This is a genomic window from bacterium, assembly GCA_035505375.1.
In the GTDB taxonomy this organism is placed as follows: Bacteria; Hydrothermota; Tepidihabitantia; order Tepidihabitantales; family Tepidihabitantaceae; genus UBA2258.
In genome coordinates this window covers 1-16,187 of record DATJQV010000001.1, presented here as the reverse complement: position 1 = coordinate 16,187, position 16,187 = coordinate 1, and the positions used below count along the sequence as shown (strand labels likewise).

Below are 16,187 nucleotides of genomic sequence, written 5' to 3'. Positions count from 1 at the left end.
CCCCCTTCGTCACCAGTTTGACAGCGGACGGCTTGGACAATAAGCTCAATCGTGAGCCAGAGAGTCGTGAGTATGCTGCTCCCGGTGCTGGCGGCTGTTTCCATGACCGCCGGGGCTGATTCTCTGTCGGTGCCCGCTCTGGTCGGCAAGGACGTATACCATGCGCATCGTGCGCTCCGGAGACTTGGTCTCGTGTCACGGTTCGAGCAGGTAGAGGTCGACACATCCAGGGTGCCGCTTTTCGTCGTGGCGTCGCAGGAACCGGAATCCGACGCGATGGCCAAGGCGGGTGACACGATTGTGCTCAGGTTTAACCATCCGGGTATGCTGCAGTATTGGAATCCATCGGTGATTCCACTATTGGGTGACTTTGAGGACGCGGTCAGCTTTTACAAGGTGCAGAAACCGCCTCAGCCAATCGTCGTTAGGCCGGCCGCTTACCCGGCCGAGTTGAAGAAGTACAGCTTCAGCGGGATTGCTTACGTGGAAGCGCTAGTGGACTTCGATGGTGCCGTACTCGCGGCTCGAATCGCGGGCACCTCCGGCTATCAGGCGGCCGATTCCGCGGCTTGCGCGACCGCGCTACGGGCGTCGTTCTCTCCGGCCGAAAACTACGGGCGGCAGGTCAGGGTCTGGTTCCCAATGCCGTACCACTTCCGGTTCAAGGAAGACGACGCTCTGCCGGTACCGGAGCCGCCCCGGGACGCAAGCGAACCGCCGTAATCGCCGGCAGGCTGAGAGATCCATGAAAGAACCGGCCGGGGTTTTGATGCCCCGACCGGCCGCTAGTCTCCGCGCGCGACCTGACTAGAACGGGATGTCGTCCAGTTGGTCCTTGGGGATGTCCGGTTCTTCATCAACCGGCCCCGGTCCCGTCCCAGGAGCGAAATCGGGCTTGTCAAGCACCTGAGTTCTTGACGAGTGGATCTCGACCGCATATTTCTTCTCGCCGTCTTTGCCTTCCCAGGAGCGGCTGCGGAGCTGGCCTTCAACCAGGACCGCAGAACCCTTTCTCATCGTCTTGCTCAGCCGTTCCGCGCTCTGGCCCCAGAGGTTCACCTGGAAGAACGAGGCTTCGCGTTTCCATTCGTCGGTCGCCTTGTCGCGCCAGACGCGGTCCACGGCGATTCGGAAGCCAAGTACAGCGGCGCCCGATGGAGTGTAGCGCAGGTCTGGGTCCATCGTGACCCGGCCCAGCAGGATTACGACGTTCAGGTTCCCCAGTCTTATCGGGGTGCCCGGGGTACGTTGACCGCCGCGCTCGGTCTCAGACATTGGGCGCCTCGGGTTGCGGCTCCGGCGGGGTGGCAGGGGATACTTCCAGCGCTGGCTTGGGAACCGGCCTACATACGAACGCCATGCGCATCAGGCCTTCGCGGTGCCGCATCTCGTAGCGGAACTTCTCCGGGATAGTCGGCGGGCCCGAGAAGTTGACATAGACGTAGTTGGCCTCGTTGTGCTTCTTGATGGGGTAGGCCAGCGCCCGGCGCTCGACCTGTTCGTCTGAGACAGCGGTTGCGCCGCTGGCTGCCAGCAGTTCCTTGGAGTCCTGGGCGAGTTTCTGTACGTCCTTCTCGGCCAGGTCCGGACTGACGATCATCGCGAGCTCGTAGTTATTCAAACTTCCTCCTGTGGTAATTGACGATTTACGATTGACGATTGGCGAATGTATCCAGTCTGCATCCTAGCGGAACTTGATGAGCAGGACGTCGCCGTCCTGTACGACGTAGGTCTTACCTTCGACTTTGACATGGCCTTTGTCGCGGCAGACGTGGAAGGCGCCGCACGCGACCAAGTCACGATAGTTGATTGCCTCGGCCTTGATGAAACCGTTGCCGATGTCGGTGTGGATCATGAACGCGGCCTCGATTGCGGTCGTGCCGGCCGGCGCGGCCCATGCCCGTGACTCCGTGCCCTTGATGGTGTAGAACCGGATGAGGTTGAGCGCCTCGAAACAGCAGGCGACGATGCCGGACGGGCCTTCTGCGGCCAAGTTCAATGAACGGCGCAGTTCAACGCGGTCCGGCTCGGCGAAGTCGCCCATGCCGGCCTCAAGCGCTGCAGAGAACAGCAGGTTGGTCTTCGCCGCAGTCTGCGGAAACCGCGACGGGTCGGCCGGTTCGGTGTCCGAGCAGTTTACGGCGTAGATGACCGGCTTGGTCAGGATGAGCCCGAGTTCGCGCGTGGCGCGGCTCTGTTCCGGACTCAGCGCCGTTCGCTCGCCCCGGACCAGGGCCGAGTGGAGCTTCTCAAGGGCTTCGAGCAGGAGTGATTGTTCCGGCGTCTTCGGTTCCTTGCGCACGTGCTCCAGTCGCTTCTCGACAATCGCGAGGTCGGCTATCGCCAGCTCGGCCTCCACGATTGCCGCGTCGCGGTCCGGATCCACGGTGTCAAGCACATGGGGGATGTTGCCGGCCGAGAATGCGCGCACGATGTGGAGGATGAGGTCGGCTTCGCGGATGTGGCCGAGGAACTTGTTGCCGAGTCCCTCGCCGGTGCTCGCGCCCTTGACCAGTCCGGCTATGTCCACGAACTCGATGTGTGCGGGAGTCGCCTTTTCCGGTTTCAGTATCTGAGCGATGCGCTCCAGTCGCTCGTCAGGGACCAGTACGACTCCGACGTTCTGCTCGATGGTGGTAAACGGGTAGATGTCAACCTTCGCGCTGCCCGCGGTAAGCAGGTTGAAGAGCGATGACTTGCCGACGTTCGGCAGGCCGACGAGCCCGACCTTCATGGCGTCTTCCTTGTGTTCAAGACACGATCCTAAACGTCCGACGTTTCAGTCATGTCCCTCGGCGGGTTGAAGCGGTTCATAGCCCGTTCGAGCCCTTGGGTGACGACGGCGATGCAGGCATCCGCGGCACGCGCAAGGACCTCGGGAAGCAAGGCCTCCTGCTCTTTCGGAAACGGATCGAGCACATAGTCGGCGCCGTCGCTGCTCCGGGCCGGGGCGTCGATGCCGATACGCAGGCGCGGGAAGTCGCTGCGGCCAAGGTGCGACATGATCGAGCCGAGGCCGTTGTGGCCGCCGTCCGAGCCGGCCGGACGCAGACGGAGCCGGCCGAACGGCAGAGCCATGTCGTCGCAGACTACCAGCATGTCGCCGGGTTTTCGCTCGAGCTGCTTCCGAACAACGACGCCCGATTCGTTCATGTACAAGAGGGGCTTAACCAGCACCAACTGGTCACCGGCGAATTGCCGGCCTGCCACTTCCCGGTCAGTGAACATCCGGAACCGGAATCCGAGCCTTGCCGCAAGCGTGTCCACAACCATGAATCCGACGTTGTGACGCGTGGGCGCATAGCGGGGGCCCGGATTACCCAGTCCGAAGATGGTCACCGGCCTACTTCTTGTCCTTCTTCTTCTCTTCTTTCTTCTCTTCCTTCTTCTCGCCCTTGGCTTCGGTCTTGGCCTTGGCCTTGCCCTTGCCCTTTTCATCCTCACCCTCAGCCTCTTCCTCGGTCGGCTTCTTCTCGGTGATGACTTCAGGCTCGGCCGGTCCGGCCTCGGCAGCCGCCGCAGCCTCGGCCGCAGTCGGTTCCTCGGTCAGCTTCCGCGGTGTGAGCACCGCGACAATCGGCGAGTCGAGGGGCAGCGTATACTCAAGGTCGGGACGGCCCAGGTCCTTGATGTGAATGCTGTGGCCGATCTTGAGATTGGTGACGTCGATCTCGAAGCGCTCGGGAATCGCGTCAATTGAGGCGCGGATCGGCACTTGCCGCAGCACGTGGTCGAGCATGCCGCCCTGTTTCACTCCATCGGCAGAGCCGTGGACGATGACCGGCACGTTCATCGTAATCTTCTCGCCGGGATGGACCTTTTGAAAATCGACGTGCAGGAGCCCACCGGTTATCGGGTTACGCTGGAGCGTTTTGATTACGCACTTCTGTGCGGGCTGGCCCTCGACCTCGACGTCGACAATCGGGCTGTGGCCCTGGATGAGGTCGAGCAGCCGGTTGAATTCCTGCGTCGACAGCGCGAGGATGAGCGACGGTTCGCCGTGCCCATACATCACCGCCGGTAGAGTTCCGCTACGGCGGAGCCGGCCGACCTTGCCCTTGCCTGTGTCGGTGCGTTGTGTTGCTTTGACTGTATATGCCATGTTCTCCTCTACATGAATAATGAGCTGACCGACTCGCTGCGGTGGGTGCGGAGGATTGTATCCGCGAACAACGACGCGACGGGCAGCACTCGTATCTTCTTGATTAGCTTCTTGCGGGGCAGCGGCAGCGTGTCGGTGACGATCATCTCATCCAGCGGCGATTTCTGGATCTTCTGGACCGCGTCCCCGGAGAGGACAGCGTGGGTGGCCACGGCCATCACCGACCGGGCCTTGTGTTTCAGTAGCGCGCGAGCGGCCTTGATCAGCGTCCCGCCGGTGTCGACCATGTCGTCGAAGATTATCGCGTCCAGGCCTTCTACCTCGCCGACGACGTTCATGACCGCCGCCTTGTTCGGTTCAGAACGACGCTTGTCGATGACCGCCAGGGGCATGTTCTCCATCAGCCGCTGGGCGAAACCGCGGGCCCGGTTGGCCCGGCCGGTATCGGGCGCGACGACCGTGCAGCCTTCGACTCCCCGTTTGAGGAAGAAATCGACCAGGACCGGCGTCGAGTAAAGGTGGTCAACCGGGATGTCGAAGAAGCCCTGGATCTGCTCGGCGTGAAGTTCCATCGTCAGTACCCGGTCAGCACCGGCCCGCTCAATCAGGTTGGCGACGAGCTTGGCCGAAATCGGCACGCGGGGTTTATCCTTGCGGTCCTGCCGAGCGTAGCCGAAGTAGGGGATTACCGCCGTGATTCGTTCGGCCGACGCGCGCCGGAGCGCATCGATCATCAGCAGCAGTTCGAGCAGGTTGTCGGCCGGCGGCTGCGTCGACTGGATGACGAAGGCATCGCTGCCGCGGACGCTCTCCCGGATGTTGACGCGGATTTCACCATCCGCGAACGTCCTCACCTCGGCATCGCCCGGCTTGATGCTGAGGTGCTCGCAGATGTTCATGGCCAGGGGCGCATTGGCCCGGCCGGAGAAGATTTTGAGCTGACCTTGCATATTACCTCGCTCGCCTACCGGCCCGCGGGCCGGGCTAGATATGCTGGGGCGGAAGGAATCGAACCTTCATAACAGGATCCAAAGTCCTGGGTCCTGCCAGTTGAACGACGCCCCAAAGGAAACTTCGAAGTGCGAACTCCGAGCGTCGAACCGGGTTGCGGCTGTTCGGCATTCGGCGTTCGTCCTTCGGCATTGGTCTAGATGGTGCTGGTTTTGACGCAGTGGAATCCATTCCGGGCCAGGGCGGCCATCGGGTCTTTCCAGCCTTTCGTACCAACCAGGCCATAGACCGTACTGCCGGAACCAGACAGAGAAGCCGCCAACATTCCGTGCCGAAGCAATAGCTCTTTGACACGGTCGAGTGCGGGAAATCGCCGGAAGACCGCTGGCTCGAAGCTGTTGCTGAGTTGTGCGGCGACCTTGTCCAATTCGTTGCGCCGCAGACCGGCGCGTAGTATCTTAGGCGAAATGACTGGTGGTGTCAAAGCTTGCCCGTTCCGGCGCAGACGGTCAAGCTCGGCGTAGGCCCACGCCGTTGACACCGGGTAACCCGGGAAACATAGCAACAGGCTCATGCGCGGCAGCCGGATACCGCGGAGTCTTTCGCCGCGGCCGCGGGCGATGCTTGGTCCGTCCAGCAGGAACGCCGGCACGTCGCTCCCCAATGCGGCGGCAGCCTTGCGGAGCCGGCGTCCATCAAGGGGAACGCCGTATACCCGGTTCAAACCAAGAAGCACCGTGGCGGCGTCGGAAGAGCCGCCGCCGAGTCCGCCTCCGACCGGGATGCGCTTTGCGATGCGGACACGACAACCGGCGCTGATGCGGGCTGCCCGGAAGAATGTCTCTGCGGCCTTGTAGGCCAGATTCCGCGAATCCCACGGAACGTCCTGCGACCCCCTCCTTTTCGTTCCCTCCCCCTTGAGGGGGAGGGAAGGGTGAGGGTAGAAGCGGTCTGCGGTTTGGGTTTTGGAATCCCAAGGCTTCACGTCTATGCCGCGCCGCGCTGTTCTGATGATCACCGTGTCATGGAGCGTGACGGGCGCGATGATGGTCACGATGTCGTGAAAGCCATCGGCACGTCTGCGGCCAACCCAAAGTCCGAGATTGACCTTGGCCGGCGCGGACAGGACGATGCGATTGGCGATGGGAGGACCTATTCCTTCATGTACATTGATGCCGGATCGATATTCCAGTCCGGGCCGAAGAAACCTGTGGCCCTGACTCCGGCCCATCCGTACTGGCGCACTGAGCGGTCGAAGACCATGAAGTCTGGGATCCCGGCGCCGGACGAGGCCACGCCCCAGAACAGCGACAAGCGGGTGTCGTTCGCGTCGGTTCCCATCCGCACCAGCACGAGTCGGTTCTGGTTCAACGGATTGGGATAGACGAACATGGCGGCGAGGCTGTCGCCGAGGTCGCTGTTGCCCAGGGACATGCGGCCCGCGGTTACGCGAATGGGCAGGCGGTCTGCGATCTTGCTTGTTACCGAGTTTTCCCTCGGGCCGCCGTAGAGCACCAGGTTCATCCGCTTGATGTCTTCGAACGTGACCTCGGTATCGGGCACGACCCGGGTTGTGCCGTTTCCCACCAGCCACCAACGCAGTCCTTCCTGGGTTGCCGAATGACGAAGAAACGGTGTCAGGCTCGGGTCCTTGGTGCCGTACACGAGGAGGAACGGCTTCATCATTGCTTGCTTGGCAGGGCCGTACAGCTCCGGAGTCTTCGTAAGCGCCGAGTAACGGGCCGCCCCGGCGACCCAGCCCTGGCTGGTGGCACAGAACGTCAGTCTTCCGGGCAGGCTGTACCTCGCGCCAACCCGCATGCCGTCGACCTCAATCATGACCGTGCCCGGGAAGAACGGCGCTCCGGCAAGGTCGAGGCTGAACTGAGCGACGTTGACCGTCCTGACCGAGATGAGTGAGTCAGTGGCCCAGGCTTCGATGTCAGCATCACGGCCGACGATGCGCACGCGCTCAATAGTTGTCCAGTAACTGCGGTTCGATTGGCCGAGGTCGGCGGTGCGGAAGCGGATGTGGCGCGGGCCGGGGTCGCGGCGCTGTACTTTGAGGAAGTTCATGAGGTCGGTATCGTCCAGGCAGCTCAGCCCGTTTTCGTAGCTCCACCAGTGCGGCCGGTTCGGGACTTCCTTGTAGGTGAAGCGATAGCCTAGCTCTCTCAGCCACTCGGCGAAGTTGCGGCCGTGGATGGTCGGCACGTCGTCGTCATTGCCGCCGTGCAGCATGAACAACGGCAGATTCAGCGCATTCACCAGCATGGCTGGAGTGTTGTCCGGTCGCATTGCCATGTCGCGGATTGCAACCTGGGCCGGGTCGGCGAAGATAGCGGTGCGCTGTGTGAACGTCGGGACGTAGAGGTCGATGTCGGGCCAGCCTGCTTCGGGAGCGGCGGCGGCAAACAGGTCCGAATGGGCCAGACCCACATGCCACGTGCCGTGCCCGCCCATCGAGTGGCCGGTCAAAAGCACCCGGTCGCGGTCAATCGGCAGGCTCGCAAGTGCCTGGCCGAGTACATCCAGCGCGTCAATCCGCCCCCAGTCCTGCCAGTCGAACCCGAACGGCCTGCGGTTGGTCGCCGCGACGACGAATGCCCAGTCTTTGGGTCGGTAAGCATCAGCCTGGCCTGCTGCATCAACGCCAGCGCCGTGAAGTGAGAGAATCAGCGCGTAGCGCTTCGAGGGGTCATAGTCTTTCGGGTACAGGACGGCGTAGTACTGACAGGAACTGTCGGCGCTGGAGAGATAGCAGACTTTGCGGGACTGTTCCGGCCGCCGGATGCGCAGTTTGATGGTGTCGAGCGTCGTGCCTACCTTGGAGGTGCAGGCGATGACGAGTGGCAGGCCGGTAGTGTCGAACGGCCGCGCTGCAACTGCTATGCGGACGGCGGGCTTGATCGTTCCGAGGCCCGGCAGGTCCGGTATGAACGTATTCCCGATTTTGTCTCCGGTCAAGGTCGAGACGCTGATTCTGACCGAGTCAATCCGGTCAGGGGTTGAATTGAGCAAAGGCACTCCCAGCCAACTGACAAGGGGGGAGTCCGCGACCACGTCGGGAGTAGTTATGTCCTTTGCGACTACCGTGACCGGCGCGGCCGGCGGCACGAGTCGGAACCGGACCCGCTCGTCAGCGTAGCCGGAGATGCGCAAGAGCACTCGATTAAGACCGGAGTCGAGTTGCACCGGGGTCTGGAACCAGCCGTTGCCGTAGACGTCGCCGAGATAGCCCTGGCCATTGAGCACGAAGCCGCCCAGCTTCGGCGCCAGCGCCATAGCGCGACAAGCTTGCGGGCAATCGAACTCGGCATAGGCGAAGCCGGCGCAGGCGACGCCGACATTGCCGTAGTAGTTCTGCAGGGAGTCCCAGCGCACGTTCTGATAGTCCGTCTCAAGCCAGCCCGCCGAGTCAACAGTCACTTTCCGGCAGGTCGTGATGCCGCCCTGGACGAGTGCCGAGCGATACGTATCGCCCTCAGACGGCCGGAAGGTCAGCGGGTCCTCGACCACGCCGGTGATGCCCTCGCGCGTGCCGACCGGGAAAGGCCCGCATACCAGCCATTCTCTGATATTGATAGTGTCCGAGAGGCCGGGAAGAGCCGAAGCCGGGGTCAAGGTTGCGCACAGGATGGCCAGGAACAATCTTCTCATAGTTCCTGACTATACTCCGGTTCGCTCGGCGGTCAACTTCATGGCGTCCGCAGGGCTGGACAAAGGCCGGGGAACAGGCTAGCCTGAATGTGGAGGTAGCGCTGTGAAATCAATACTGATGATCGTATCCGTGTGCGTGCTTGTGTTCGGTTGTGCCGCTCCGGCCAAGAACAATGCGGCCGCGGTGCCTGACAGCAGCTCGGGAATGGCGCTTTCGAGCGCGTCGTTTGCGGCCGGAGAGACCATCCCGAGACGATACACACTATACGGAGAGAACCTGACGCCCGACCTGAACTGGGACAAGGCGCCCGAAGGTGCCAAGAGCTTTGCCCTGACGGTTCGGGACCCTGACGCCCCGGGCGGTAGCTTCGTCCACTGGGTAGTGTTCAACATACCCGAGAACGTGAGAGCTCTGCCGGAGGGAATCGGGCGCGACCCCACATTGCCCCTTGGTGGGACACAGGGTACGAACAGCTTCCGCCAGGTCGGGTGGGACGGGCCGAAACCACCGAACGGCACCCATCGCTACTACTTCGACCTGTACGCGCTGGATGGAATGCTCAGTCTCGATCAGACCGCCACCGCCGGCCGGCTGCAGGAGGCGATGAAAGGGCACGTGCTGGCTCACGCCAGCCTGATGGGGACCTACAAGAAGTAGAAGAGCGCAAGGAAGAAGTTCGAAATCCGAAGTACGCTCTGTCGGACAGGGGTCGCTGCGGCCATCAACGATGTACGATCCGGTTGGGCCTCGGAAGCTGCTAGCTGTCGGCTGTTGGCCGTAGGCTGGTCTATTGGGGCAGGCGGTCCCTCGAATGAGATGAGCATCGTGCCCCAGTTTCTACCCGGCGGATAGGAATAGATGGCTGCCGCAGCGCGCTGCCCTCGCAGAGCAGCAGGACCCGTCTGCTCATGACTCCTGTCACCAATGGCGTCCGTAATCCCGACACCGTAGTGTGCTTGACTTGGCGAAGGTCGGCACTATGCTGACCCAAGTCCCAACATGGATGATTCGTCCAGTCAGAGTGACAAACTGCAGGTCCTGCGCGACCGGATAGCTTCGGCCTCGACCCCGGCCGAGCGGGTTGAGGCTACGCTTGCGCTAGCCGAGTGTCTCTGGCTCAGCGACCCGATTGCTGCCAGACCTTTGCTGGAACAGGTTCTGGCCGAAGCCGATGCCGCGGGCCTACTCAAGGAGAAGGGCAGGGCCGCTTACATGCTCGGCGAGCTGCTCCGTCGCGCCGGCGACCTCGATGGGGCGGAGCGCTGCGCCGAGACGGTGTTCCAAGTCGCCGACGCAATCGGCGACGGTCGAATTCGGGGGACCGGGCTCAATCTCCGGGGCATCATGCAGCGGGACCGCGGCGAGCTTCAGTCCGCGCTCGAGTGCTTCGAGGAGTATCTGCAAGTGAGCCGGCAGGCCGGGGACGAGCGGGGAGAACGGATTGCCCTGAATGGGGTCGCCAGCGTCCACGGGCTGCAGGGCTCTCTGGGTGCGGCACTGGACCACTACCACCTGTGCCTGAAAGCAAACGCGCGGGCGGGAGACGTGCGGGGAACGGCCATCAGCCACTACAATATCGGCTGTACTCTTGCCGCCATGGGCCGCTGGACTGAGGCCACCGAGAGCCTGCACCGCTCCATGGCGCTCTGCGAGGGGCACGGATTCTCCGACCTGCTGGCCGCGGCGCGGATGGCGCTGGGCGAGCTGGCGCTCAAGCGGTCCGATTACGAGAACGCCGCGCTCCTGTTTCACACCGTGGTCGCGGGAGAGCGGGAAAAGCAGCGTTCCGGACACATGTACAGAGAAGCTCTCGCGGACCTGGGCTGGACCCATTTCCGCGCTGGTAACCTGGCGCAGGCGGAGGATGTCCTGAACGAAGCGGCGCAACTGGCCGGGGCGGCCAAAGACCGCCAGGGCCTCGTTACCGTCTGCTGCCACCGCGCTGAGCTCGCTCTGGCACAGGGTCGGCTTCATGCCGCCGACGACCTGCTGGCCCAGGCCGACCTCCACGCCACCGACCTGAACCTGCCGACCGAACAGGGCGAGGTACTCCGCGTGCAGGCGCTTCTGGCCGCGGCCCGTGGCGAGCATGGCCCGGCCCTGCACCTTTTCAGCCGGTCGGAGACCGTGCTGGAGCCGCTTGGCGACACCTTCGAACTCGCGCTGACGCGATTGAACCACGGTAAGGAGCTCGTCGAACTCAATCGGTCGGGCGAGGCTCGTATTGAACTCCAGACCGCAGCACAGTCGTTCCGCCGCCTCGCCGTCGTAGCCGAGGCCGAAGAGACAAGCCGTCTGCTCTACCGCATCGAGATGCAGACCGACCGAAATTCGGCTCTACTCCAGGCGCAGCTGACTATCACTACACTGGGGCTTGCGCCCGAGCGATTCATCGAACGGACCCTTTCCATGCTTTGCGACAACATGCGGTTTGAGCAGGGCGCAGTGCTTATCGACAACCGGCCGGTCGCGACCATCGGCAACCCGGACCCGGCGCTCCTGAACGATGAACGAGGAACGGCCCCCGGCCTCGAGCAGACCGACCTTGAGCTGCTGCTGCCGGTGAAACAGGCCGGGACCGTGGTCGGTCTGGTCGTGCTCAGACGCTCCCTGCCTTCGGAGGCGCGCATCAATCCGGAAGCGCTGGAGGTAGTGTCCGCCACGCTGGCACCCGCGCTGGCGAAATTGGCGAAGCTCAGAGCAGTTGCTACCGACGCCGCGCTGCTGATTCCCGGCCTGCGGTTCCGGGGAGTCGTAGGCTGCAATCGGAATGTGCTGGAAGTGCTCAACCTAGTTGCCCGGATGGCTGCTCCCCGCGTGCAGGTGCTCATCCGCGGGGAAAGCGGCACCGGCAAGGAACTCGTGGCCCGCGCCCTGCACGAGTCGGGCCCGCGCGCCGACTATCCCTTTGTGGCCATAAACTGCGCGGCCGTGCCGGAGAGCCTGCTGGAGGCCGAGTTCTTCGGGATTGAAGCAGGCGCAGCCACCGGGGTCGTAGCGCGGCCCGGCAAGTTCGAGCTGGCGGGTAAGGGGACCATCTTCCTGGACGAAATCGGAGACATGGCCCCGAACCTGCAGGCCAAGCTGCTGCGGGCCATCGAGAGCAAGACGGTCATGCGCGTCGGCGGGACGAAGGAGACACCCATCGCGGCCCGGATTGTCGCGGCGACGAACATGGACCTTGACCAGCGCGAACGCCAGGGCCTGTTCCGCCACGACCTGCTGTTCCGGCTCAACACGGTTCAAGTGGTCCTGCCTCCGCTGCGCGAGCGGCAGGAGGACATACCCGTGCTGACGCAATTCTTCATCGCCCGCGCGGCCCAAGAATACGACCGCCCGGTCCTGGGTGCGAGCGACGAGGTCCTGGCGTTGTTTGCCGGGTTCTCGTGGCCGGGCAACATCCGCGAACTGCAGCACGTGGTCGAGCGGGCGGTCATTCTCGCCGAAGGCAGCGAACTGCAGCCGGCCGACCTTCCGCCCGAGTTCAGACCATCCGGAGTCAAGTTGTCCGCGCGCCCGCCGGAGGGCCTGCGCAGCCGGTTCCAGGAAGAGACGGACTTGTCAGAGAAGGCCATGCTGATTGAGGCCTTGCGACAGGCCAAAGGGAACACATCCGAGGCCAGCAGGCTGGCCGGCATAAGCCGTCGGCACTTCTATCGCCTGCTCCGCAAACACCGCATCACCGGCGACCCGGACTGACGGTCACGGGGAATAGTCCCCGTCCCGCAAACTCGCTCCCTCAGTCGTAATCTCGCGTACTAACTGGGACATTCATGTCACAACTGAGTCATTCATGTCAATCTCATCCTAATTCATGGAAAGACTGCAACTTGCATCCGCAGCGGGTTACGACGAGCGGTGACAACAATGTCTCAGTCCTTTGTATCGCCCCTCTGTGTCGGGACAACGCATCTGTCCGACCGGTAGTAGCTTAGGCTGCTCCGCCTATGCTCGCACGCTTCGTGCTTAGGTGCCTGCATGATGCCGGTTCAGACAAGAGACTTTGTCAACGTAGCGGCAAGGGCCAGGGAGCTTGGTTGCCGGGTTCCGCTCGCAGTCGCTCTCCTTCCCGGCAACTTCTCCACGGCAGCCCATGCCGGCGAGTTTCGCTATCATCCGGCCACTCCCTACATTCGCTCGGCCTGGCAAACCGTCAATCTGCACGACGAAGGCCCGGGGATTAGTGACCGAGTACCGCTGACCAATGGCCAACTAACCCCGCTCGTTGCTTTCCTCGGGGCCAGCCTGCTGCGGGACGACCCTGGCTGGCGGGTGTCGGTCGCCCTCGCCACGATCCTTAGGGTGTTCGCAAGCGACCCGTGCTGCGCCAGTCCCAGAGAGGTCCTTTTGGATGTCGTGGTCGAGCGTCCGGACCGGAACCGCTGCGCCTGTGTTGAGTACCGTGGCGATGCCTGTGAGCTCACGTCCCTGACGAGAGCCGTGCAGGGAGTCTGGGCCGGCACAGAGCCCGGTTTCGAATTACCTGGCGAGCCACGACCGGGCGCGGCTGCAATGACATCCGCCGCCCGAACACCTGAGCTTGCGCCTGTCTGCTGCGTCGGCACCGACAGGCGGCTGAGGCGGGAAATCGGGATGTACTGGTTCTGACTGTCATTCGCATGATCGACGGGTATCTTTGCGCATAACTGATTTCGGGGAGGTCACATGAATGGCAAAGCAATGGTCTTGAGCGCAATCCTGATCGGGACTACGTTCGCGGTATCGCCTTCCGTGTTGTATGTCACGGATAAGCCGCATAGGCAGGATGTTACTCCAGCGTACCGGGCGCAGAAGAGTGTGCCGGCTCCCGACCCGACACATGCTCCCGAGGGTGTCAACCTGACAGCGCCGCAGCCTGCGGAAGCGTATCAGCAAGAGGCCTTAACCTGGAGCACCAGGGCGGCCTACCCCGGCTCAGGCCAGTACCGCGGCTGTCCCGGTGCGTATGACCGGGGATATGCAGGCACGGACAGCAGCTTCTACTGGGCCATTGGTGGAGCGGGCTCAGGCTACGCGACCACCAATTACCGCTATGACCCACGGAGCAATACCTGGTTGGCGCTGGCCGCCCTGCCGACCGGAGACGCCAACTCGTACTCAGCCTACTGGAGAGACAACGGCAACGGCACCGACTCATCCGGTGTCTTCGTCCTCGGAGTCTACAATGGCAGCTACTACAATAGCTGCTACTGGTGGAGGAAGTCGACGAACACCTGGACGCAGATTACCGGGTACTCGGGCTCCGCTGACTATGGCGTCATGGCCGCGGCCGCCGGCGACTCAATCTTCCTGCTTGCCCAGTACCCGACCGTGAACCAGTTCCAGTTGTACAGCATCCGTCAGGGAACCTGGGCAAACCGTACCAATCCGCCGGTTACGGGGAACTTCTTCGGCGCGATGGTTGCCGCTCAGGGCAACATCTACCAGATCGGCGGCTGGTCGAACCAGACCACGTTCCAGCGGTACAACCCGACCGCCGGCGTCTGGACGAACCTGGCCGCAGTGCCCAGCGTCACAGGCGGGAACTCGCCTTGCGCTGCCGTCTGGGATACAGGCGCCGTTCACCGCATCTACGTGTGGGGCGGAGGCAACTCCTGGGCGCCGACGACAGGCGTCGCCTGGTACGACCTGGGCGCGGGCGCGTGGAATACCGAGGCCCATCTGCCTGAAGGGATCATAGGCGCCTTCTATGGACCGGTCACGGAGTGGGGCGGCGGCAATTCCATCAACGGCATAAACCATTGCTGCGGCTACAACGGTTCTGGCTACATCACTACCCACCGTCGTGGCGTGCCTGACGTCCCCCAGCCTATCGACGTCGGTGTCACGAAGATAATCTCCCCGTCCGACCTGTACTTTGCCTGGGGCGATACGCTCAGGTGGGTAGTCGCGGTAAAGAACTTCGGACTCAATGCGGAGTCCAACGTCCCGGTCCGCGCCGTGCTGAGGGCGAAGACCGCGGGCAACGCTGTTTATGATACGACCCAGACCATCGCCGCTCTGGCTGTCGGCCAGACCTGCACGCTCTCGTTCGTGAAGTACTACGTTGCGCCCGCAGTCGAGACGAGCTACGTCGACTCGGCAATGACGACGCTTCCCGGCGACGGCAATCCGGCCAACGATGCGCAGACCACCACCTTCGAGATCAGCCTGTGGGGTTCGAGATGCCTGACCCACTGTCCCGGGGCGTTCGATGACGGTGCCTGGTCCTGGCCGGGTCCCGGTGAGTTCGCTGAGGAGTACGCCACGCCGGCGCAACCACTGAACGGGGCTAACGTCTGGGTGACGAGCTTCAACGGCGCTGACTTTCCTGCGCAGGTCTTCATATACGGTGATGACGGCCCGCGTTACAACGGCCACGGTCCTTGTACTCCCGGAACCGCAATCGGCCACTGGTCGGGAACGTTCCATACCAGCGTCTGGACCAGCATGTACAAGAACATAATCACCTTCGACCCGCCGATAGCGGTGAACTACGACACCTTCTTCGTCTCCTACTACGAGCAGACCACCTACTACAACGGCTCCAACATCTACCTCGGCATATGCAGCAGGAACAGCATGTTCCAGTGGGGCAGATATCCTTATCCCAGCGGAAGCTGGGGCAGAGTCTTTGACTGCGGTACCTGGGGCATCGACGCGTGCTTCCAGATCCCGCTGCTCGACGGTTCCTGCACCGGTATCACCATCCCGGCCGCTACGCAAGACTCCGGCGCTCCGGTCACCCCAACCATCACAATCAAGAACCTGGGCTTTGAGAAACGCTCCAACATACCCTGCAAGTTCAACGTCGTGCGTGCCCACGCTCCGTTCGACACTGTGTACACCGGCACGGCAAACAGCGGCGCGATTGACAGCGGCAAGATCAAGTCGGTGACTTTCGCGTCGTGCGCGATAGCCAAGCCTGATAGCTACAACATAACCGCCTTCACCTGCGTGCCCTATGACGCCAAGCCCGCCAACGACACGTTCCGTGCGCCGCTTTTCGTGCGGTATCTGGACGTGCTGTGCCAGTTGCAGAGCCCGAGGAAGAACGAGGTGCCGGGACTGGTACCGGTGATGGTCAAGCTGACCAACAAGGGCAACGTGGACGCGATGGTTCCGCGCCTTGACGTTTCGATAAAGCCTGCCGGGTACGCGGACTACAGGACCAACATCGCGATTCCGGCCCATGGCTCTCAGGTAGTGACGTTGAACCCGTGGGTTGCGCCGGGTGGTATGGCGGAAACCTGCCTTGCATACATCACGTATGCGGCAGACATGAACCACGGTATGATGAACGATACGATGCACGCCGACACGTGCGGGTACGTTTGCACGACCGGGATCCCTGGCTGGGCGGAGCTGAATCCGCTGCCGGCGATGCCTTCCGGCAAGACGATCCAGGCCGGCGGCTGGCTTGCGTATGACGGTGGCACGGATGCCATCTACGGTTCGAAGGGCAACAAGACGGGTGACTTCTACTCGTTCAAG

General features: G+C 62.7%; 13 protein-coding genes and 1 tRNA gene. 5 read left to right on the top strand and 9 right to left on the bottom strand.

Annotated elements, in window-relative coordinates:
- Positions 1–51: 51 nt before the first annotated feature.
- Positions 52–723: a TonB family protein gene (locus tag VMH22_00070; protein HTW90088.1), complete on the top strand. Its 672-nt coding sequence runs from the start codon at positions 52–54 to the stop codon at positions 721–723.
- Positions 724–807: 84 nt separating this feature from the next.
- Here the strand turns inward: VMH22_00070 and VMH22_00065 are convergent, their stop codons facing one another.
- The 9 genes from VMH22_00065 to VMH22_00025 all read right to left on the bottom strand — a co-directional run bounded on the left by VMH22_00065 (position 808) and on the right by VMH22_00025 (position 8,713).
- The gene (locus VMH22_00065) at positions 808–1,275 is read right to left on the bottom strand and encodes a single-stranded DNA-binding protein (GenBank protein ID HTW90087.1); all 468 of its coding nucleotides are present in this window, start codon (positions 1,273–1,275) and stop codon (positions 808–810) included.
- Positions 1,268–1,621 (bottom strand): 30S ribosomal protein S6, encoded by a 354-nt coding sequence (gene rpsF / locus VMH22_00060; GenBank protein ID HTW90086.1) that lies wholly within the window; start codon positions 1,619–1,621, stop codon positions 1,268–1,270. The genes VMH22_00065 and rpsF overlap by 8 nt, the downstream gene beginning before the upstream one ends.
- A gap of 63 nt (positions 1,622–1,684) precedes the next feature.
- Positions 1,685–2,734: a redox-regulated ATPase YchF gene (ychF, locus tag VMH22_00055; protein ID HTW90085.1), complete on the bottom strand. Its 1,050-nt coding sequence runs from the start codon at positions 2,732–2,734 to the stop codon at positions 1,685–1,687.
- Positions 2,735–2,763: 29 nt separating this feature from the next.
- Positions 2,764–3,339: an aminoacyl-tRNA hydrolase gene (gene pth / locus VMH22_00050; protein ID HTW90084.1), complete on the bottom strand. Its 576-nt coding sequence runs from the start codon at positions 3,337–3,339 to the stop codon at positions 2,764–2,766.
- 4 nt (positions 3,340–3,343) lie between these two features.
- The gene (locus VMH22_00045) at positions 3,344–4,102 is read right to left on the bottom strand and encodes a 50S ribosomal protein L25 (GenBank protein ID HTW90083.1); all 759 of its coding nucleotides are present in this window, start codon (positions 4,100–4,102) and stop codon (positions 3,344–3,346) included.
- A gap of 8 nt (positions 4,103–4,110) precedes the next feature.
- Positions 4,111–5,052, bottom strand: a complete 942-nt coding sequence (locus VMH22_00040) for a ribose-phosphate pyrophosphokinase (protein ID HTW90082.1) — start codon at positions 5,050–5,052, stop codon at positions 4,111–4,113.
- Positions 5,053–5,095: 43 nt separating this feature from the next.
- Positions 5,096–5,167 (bottom strand) — tRNA-Gln (locus VMH22_00035).
- Between the two features lie 82 nt (positions 5,168–5,249).
- Positions 5,250–6,107: a hypothetical protein gene (locus VMH22_00030; protein ID HTW90081.1), complete on the bottom strand. Its 858-nt coding sequence runs from the start codon at positions 6,105–6,107 to the stop codon at positions 5,250–5,252.
- A 98-nt stretch (positions 6,108–6,205) separates the two neighbouring features.
- Positions 6,206–8,713 (bottom strand): prolyl oligopeptidase family serine peptidase, encoded by a 2,508-nt coding sequence (locus tag VMH22_00025; GenBank protein ID HTW90080.1) that lies wholly within the window; start codon positions 8,711–8,713, stop codon positions 6,206–6,208.
- Positions 8,714–8,816: 103 nt separating this feature from the next.
- On the opposite strand from VMH22_00025, the gene VMH22_00020 reads away from it, so the two are divergent.
- The 4 genes from VMH22_00020 to VMH22_00005 form a co-directional block, all read left to right on the top strand.
- The gene (locus VMH22_00020; GenBank protein ID HTW90079.1) at positions 8,817–9,371 is read left to right on the top strand and encodes a YbhB/YbcL family Raf kinase inhibitor-like protein; all 555 of its coding nucleotides are present in this window, start codon (positions 8,817–8,819) and stop codon (positions 9,369–9,371) included.
- 342 nt (positions 9,372–9,713) lie between these two features.
- Positions 9,714–12,413 carry a sigma 54-interacting transcriptional regulator gene (locus VMH22_00015; GenBank protein ID HTW90078.1) on the top strand — a complete coding sequence of 900 codons (2,700 nt, stop codon included), beginning with the start codon at positions 9,714–9,716 and terminating at the stop codon, positions 12,411–12,413.
- A gap of 279 nt (positions 12,414–12,692) precedes the next feature.
- Positions 12,693–13,322, top strand: a complete 630-nt coding sequence (locus tag VMH22_00010) for a hypothetical protein (GenBank protein HTW90077.1) — start codon at positions 12,693–12,695, stop codon at positions 13,320–13,322.
- A gap of 57 nt (positions 13,323–13,379) precedes the next feature.
- Positions 13,380–16,187, top strand: a 2,808-nt coding sequence (locus tag VMH22_00005; GenBank protein ID HTW90076.1) for a hypothetical protein, incomplete at its 3' end; no start/stop codon positions are given.

Coding starts and splice junctions, on each gene's coding strand:
- VMH22_00045 (HTW90083.1), bottom strand. CDS start 4,102: ATGGCATATACAGTCAAAGCAACACAACGCACCGACACAGGCAAGGGC.
- VMH22_00040 (HTW90082.1), bottom strand. CDS start 5,052: ATGCAAGGTCAGCTCAAAATCTTCTCCGGCCGGGCCAATGCGCCCCTG.
- ychF (HTW90085.1), bottom strand. CDS start 2,734: ATGAAGGTCGGGCTCGTCGGCCTGCCGAACGTCGGCAAGTCATCGCTC.
- VMH22_00010 (HTW90077.1), top strand. CDS start 12,693: ATGATGCCGGTTCAGACAAGAGACTTTGTCAACGTAGCGGCAAGGGCC.
- VMH22_00015 (HTW90078.1), top strand. CDS start 9,714: ATGGATGATTCGTCCAGTCAGAGTGACAAACTGCAGGTCCTGCGCGAC.
- VMH22_00025 (HTW90080.1), bottom strand. CDS start 8,713: ATGAGAAGATTGTTCCTGGCCATCCTGTGCGCAACCTTGACCCCGGCT.
- VMH22_00065 (HTW90087.1), bottom strand. CDS start 1,275: ATGTCTGAGACCGAGCGCGGCGGTCAACGTACCCCGGGCACCCCGATA.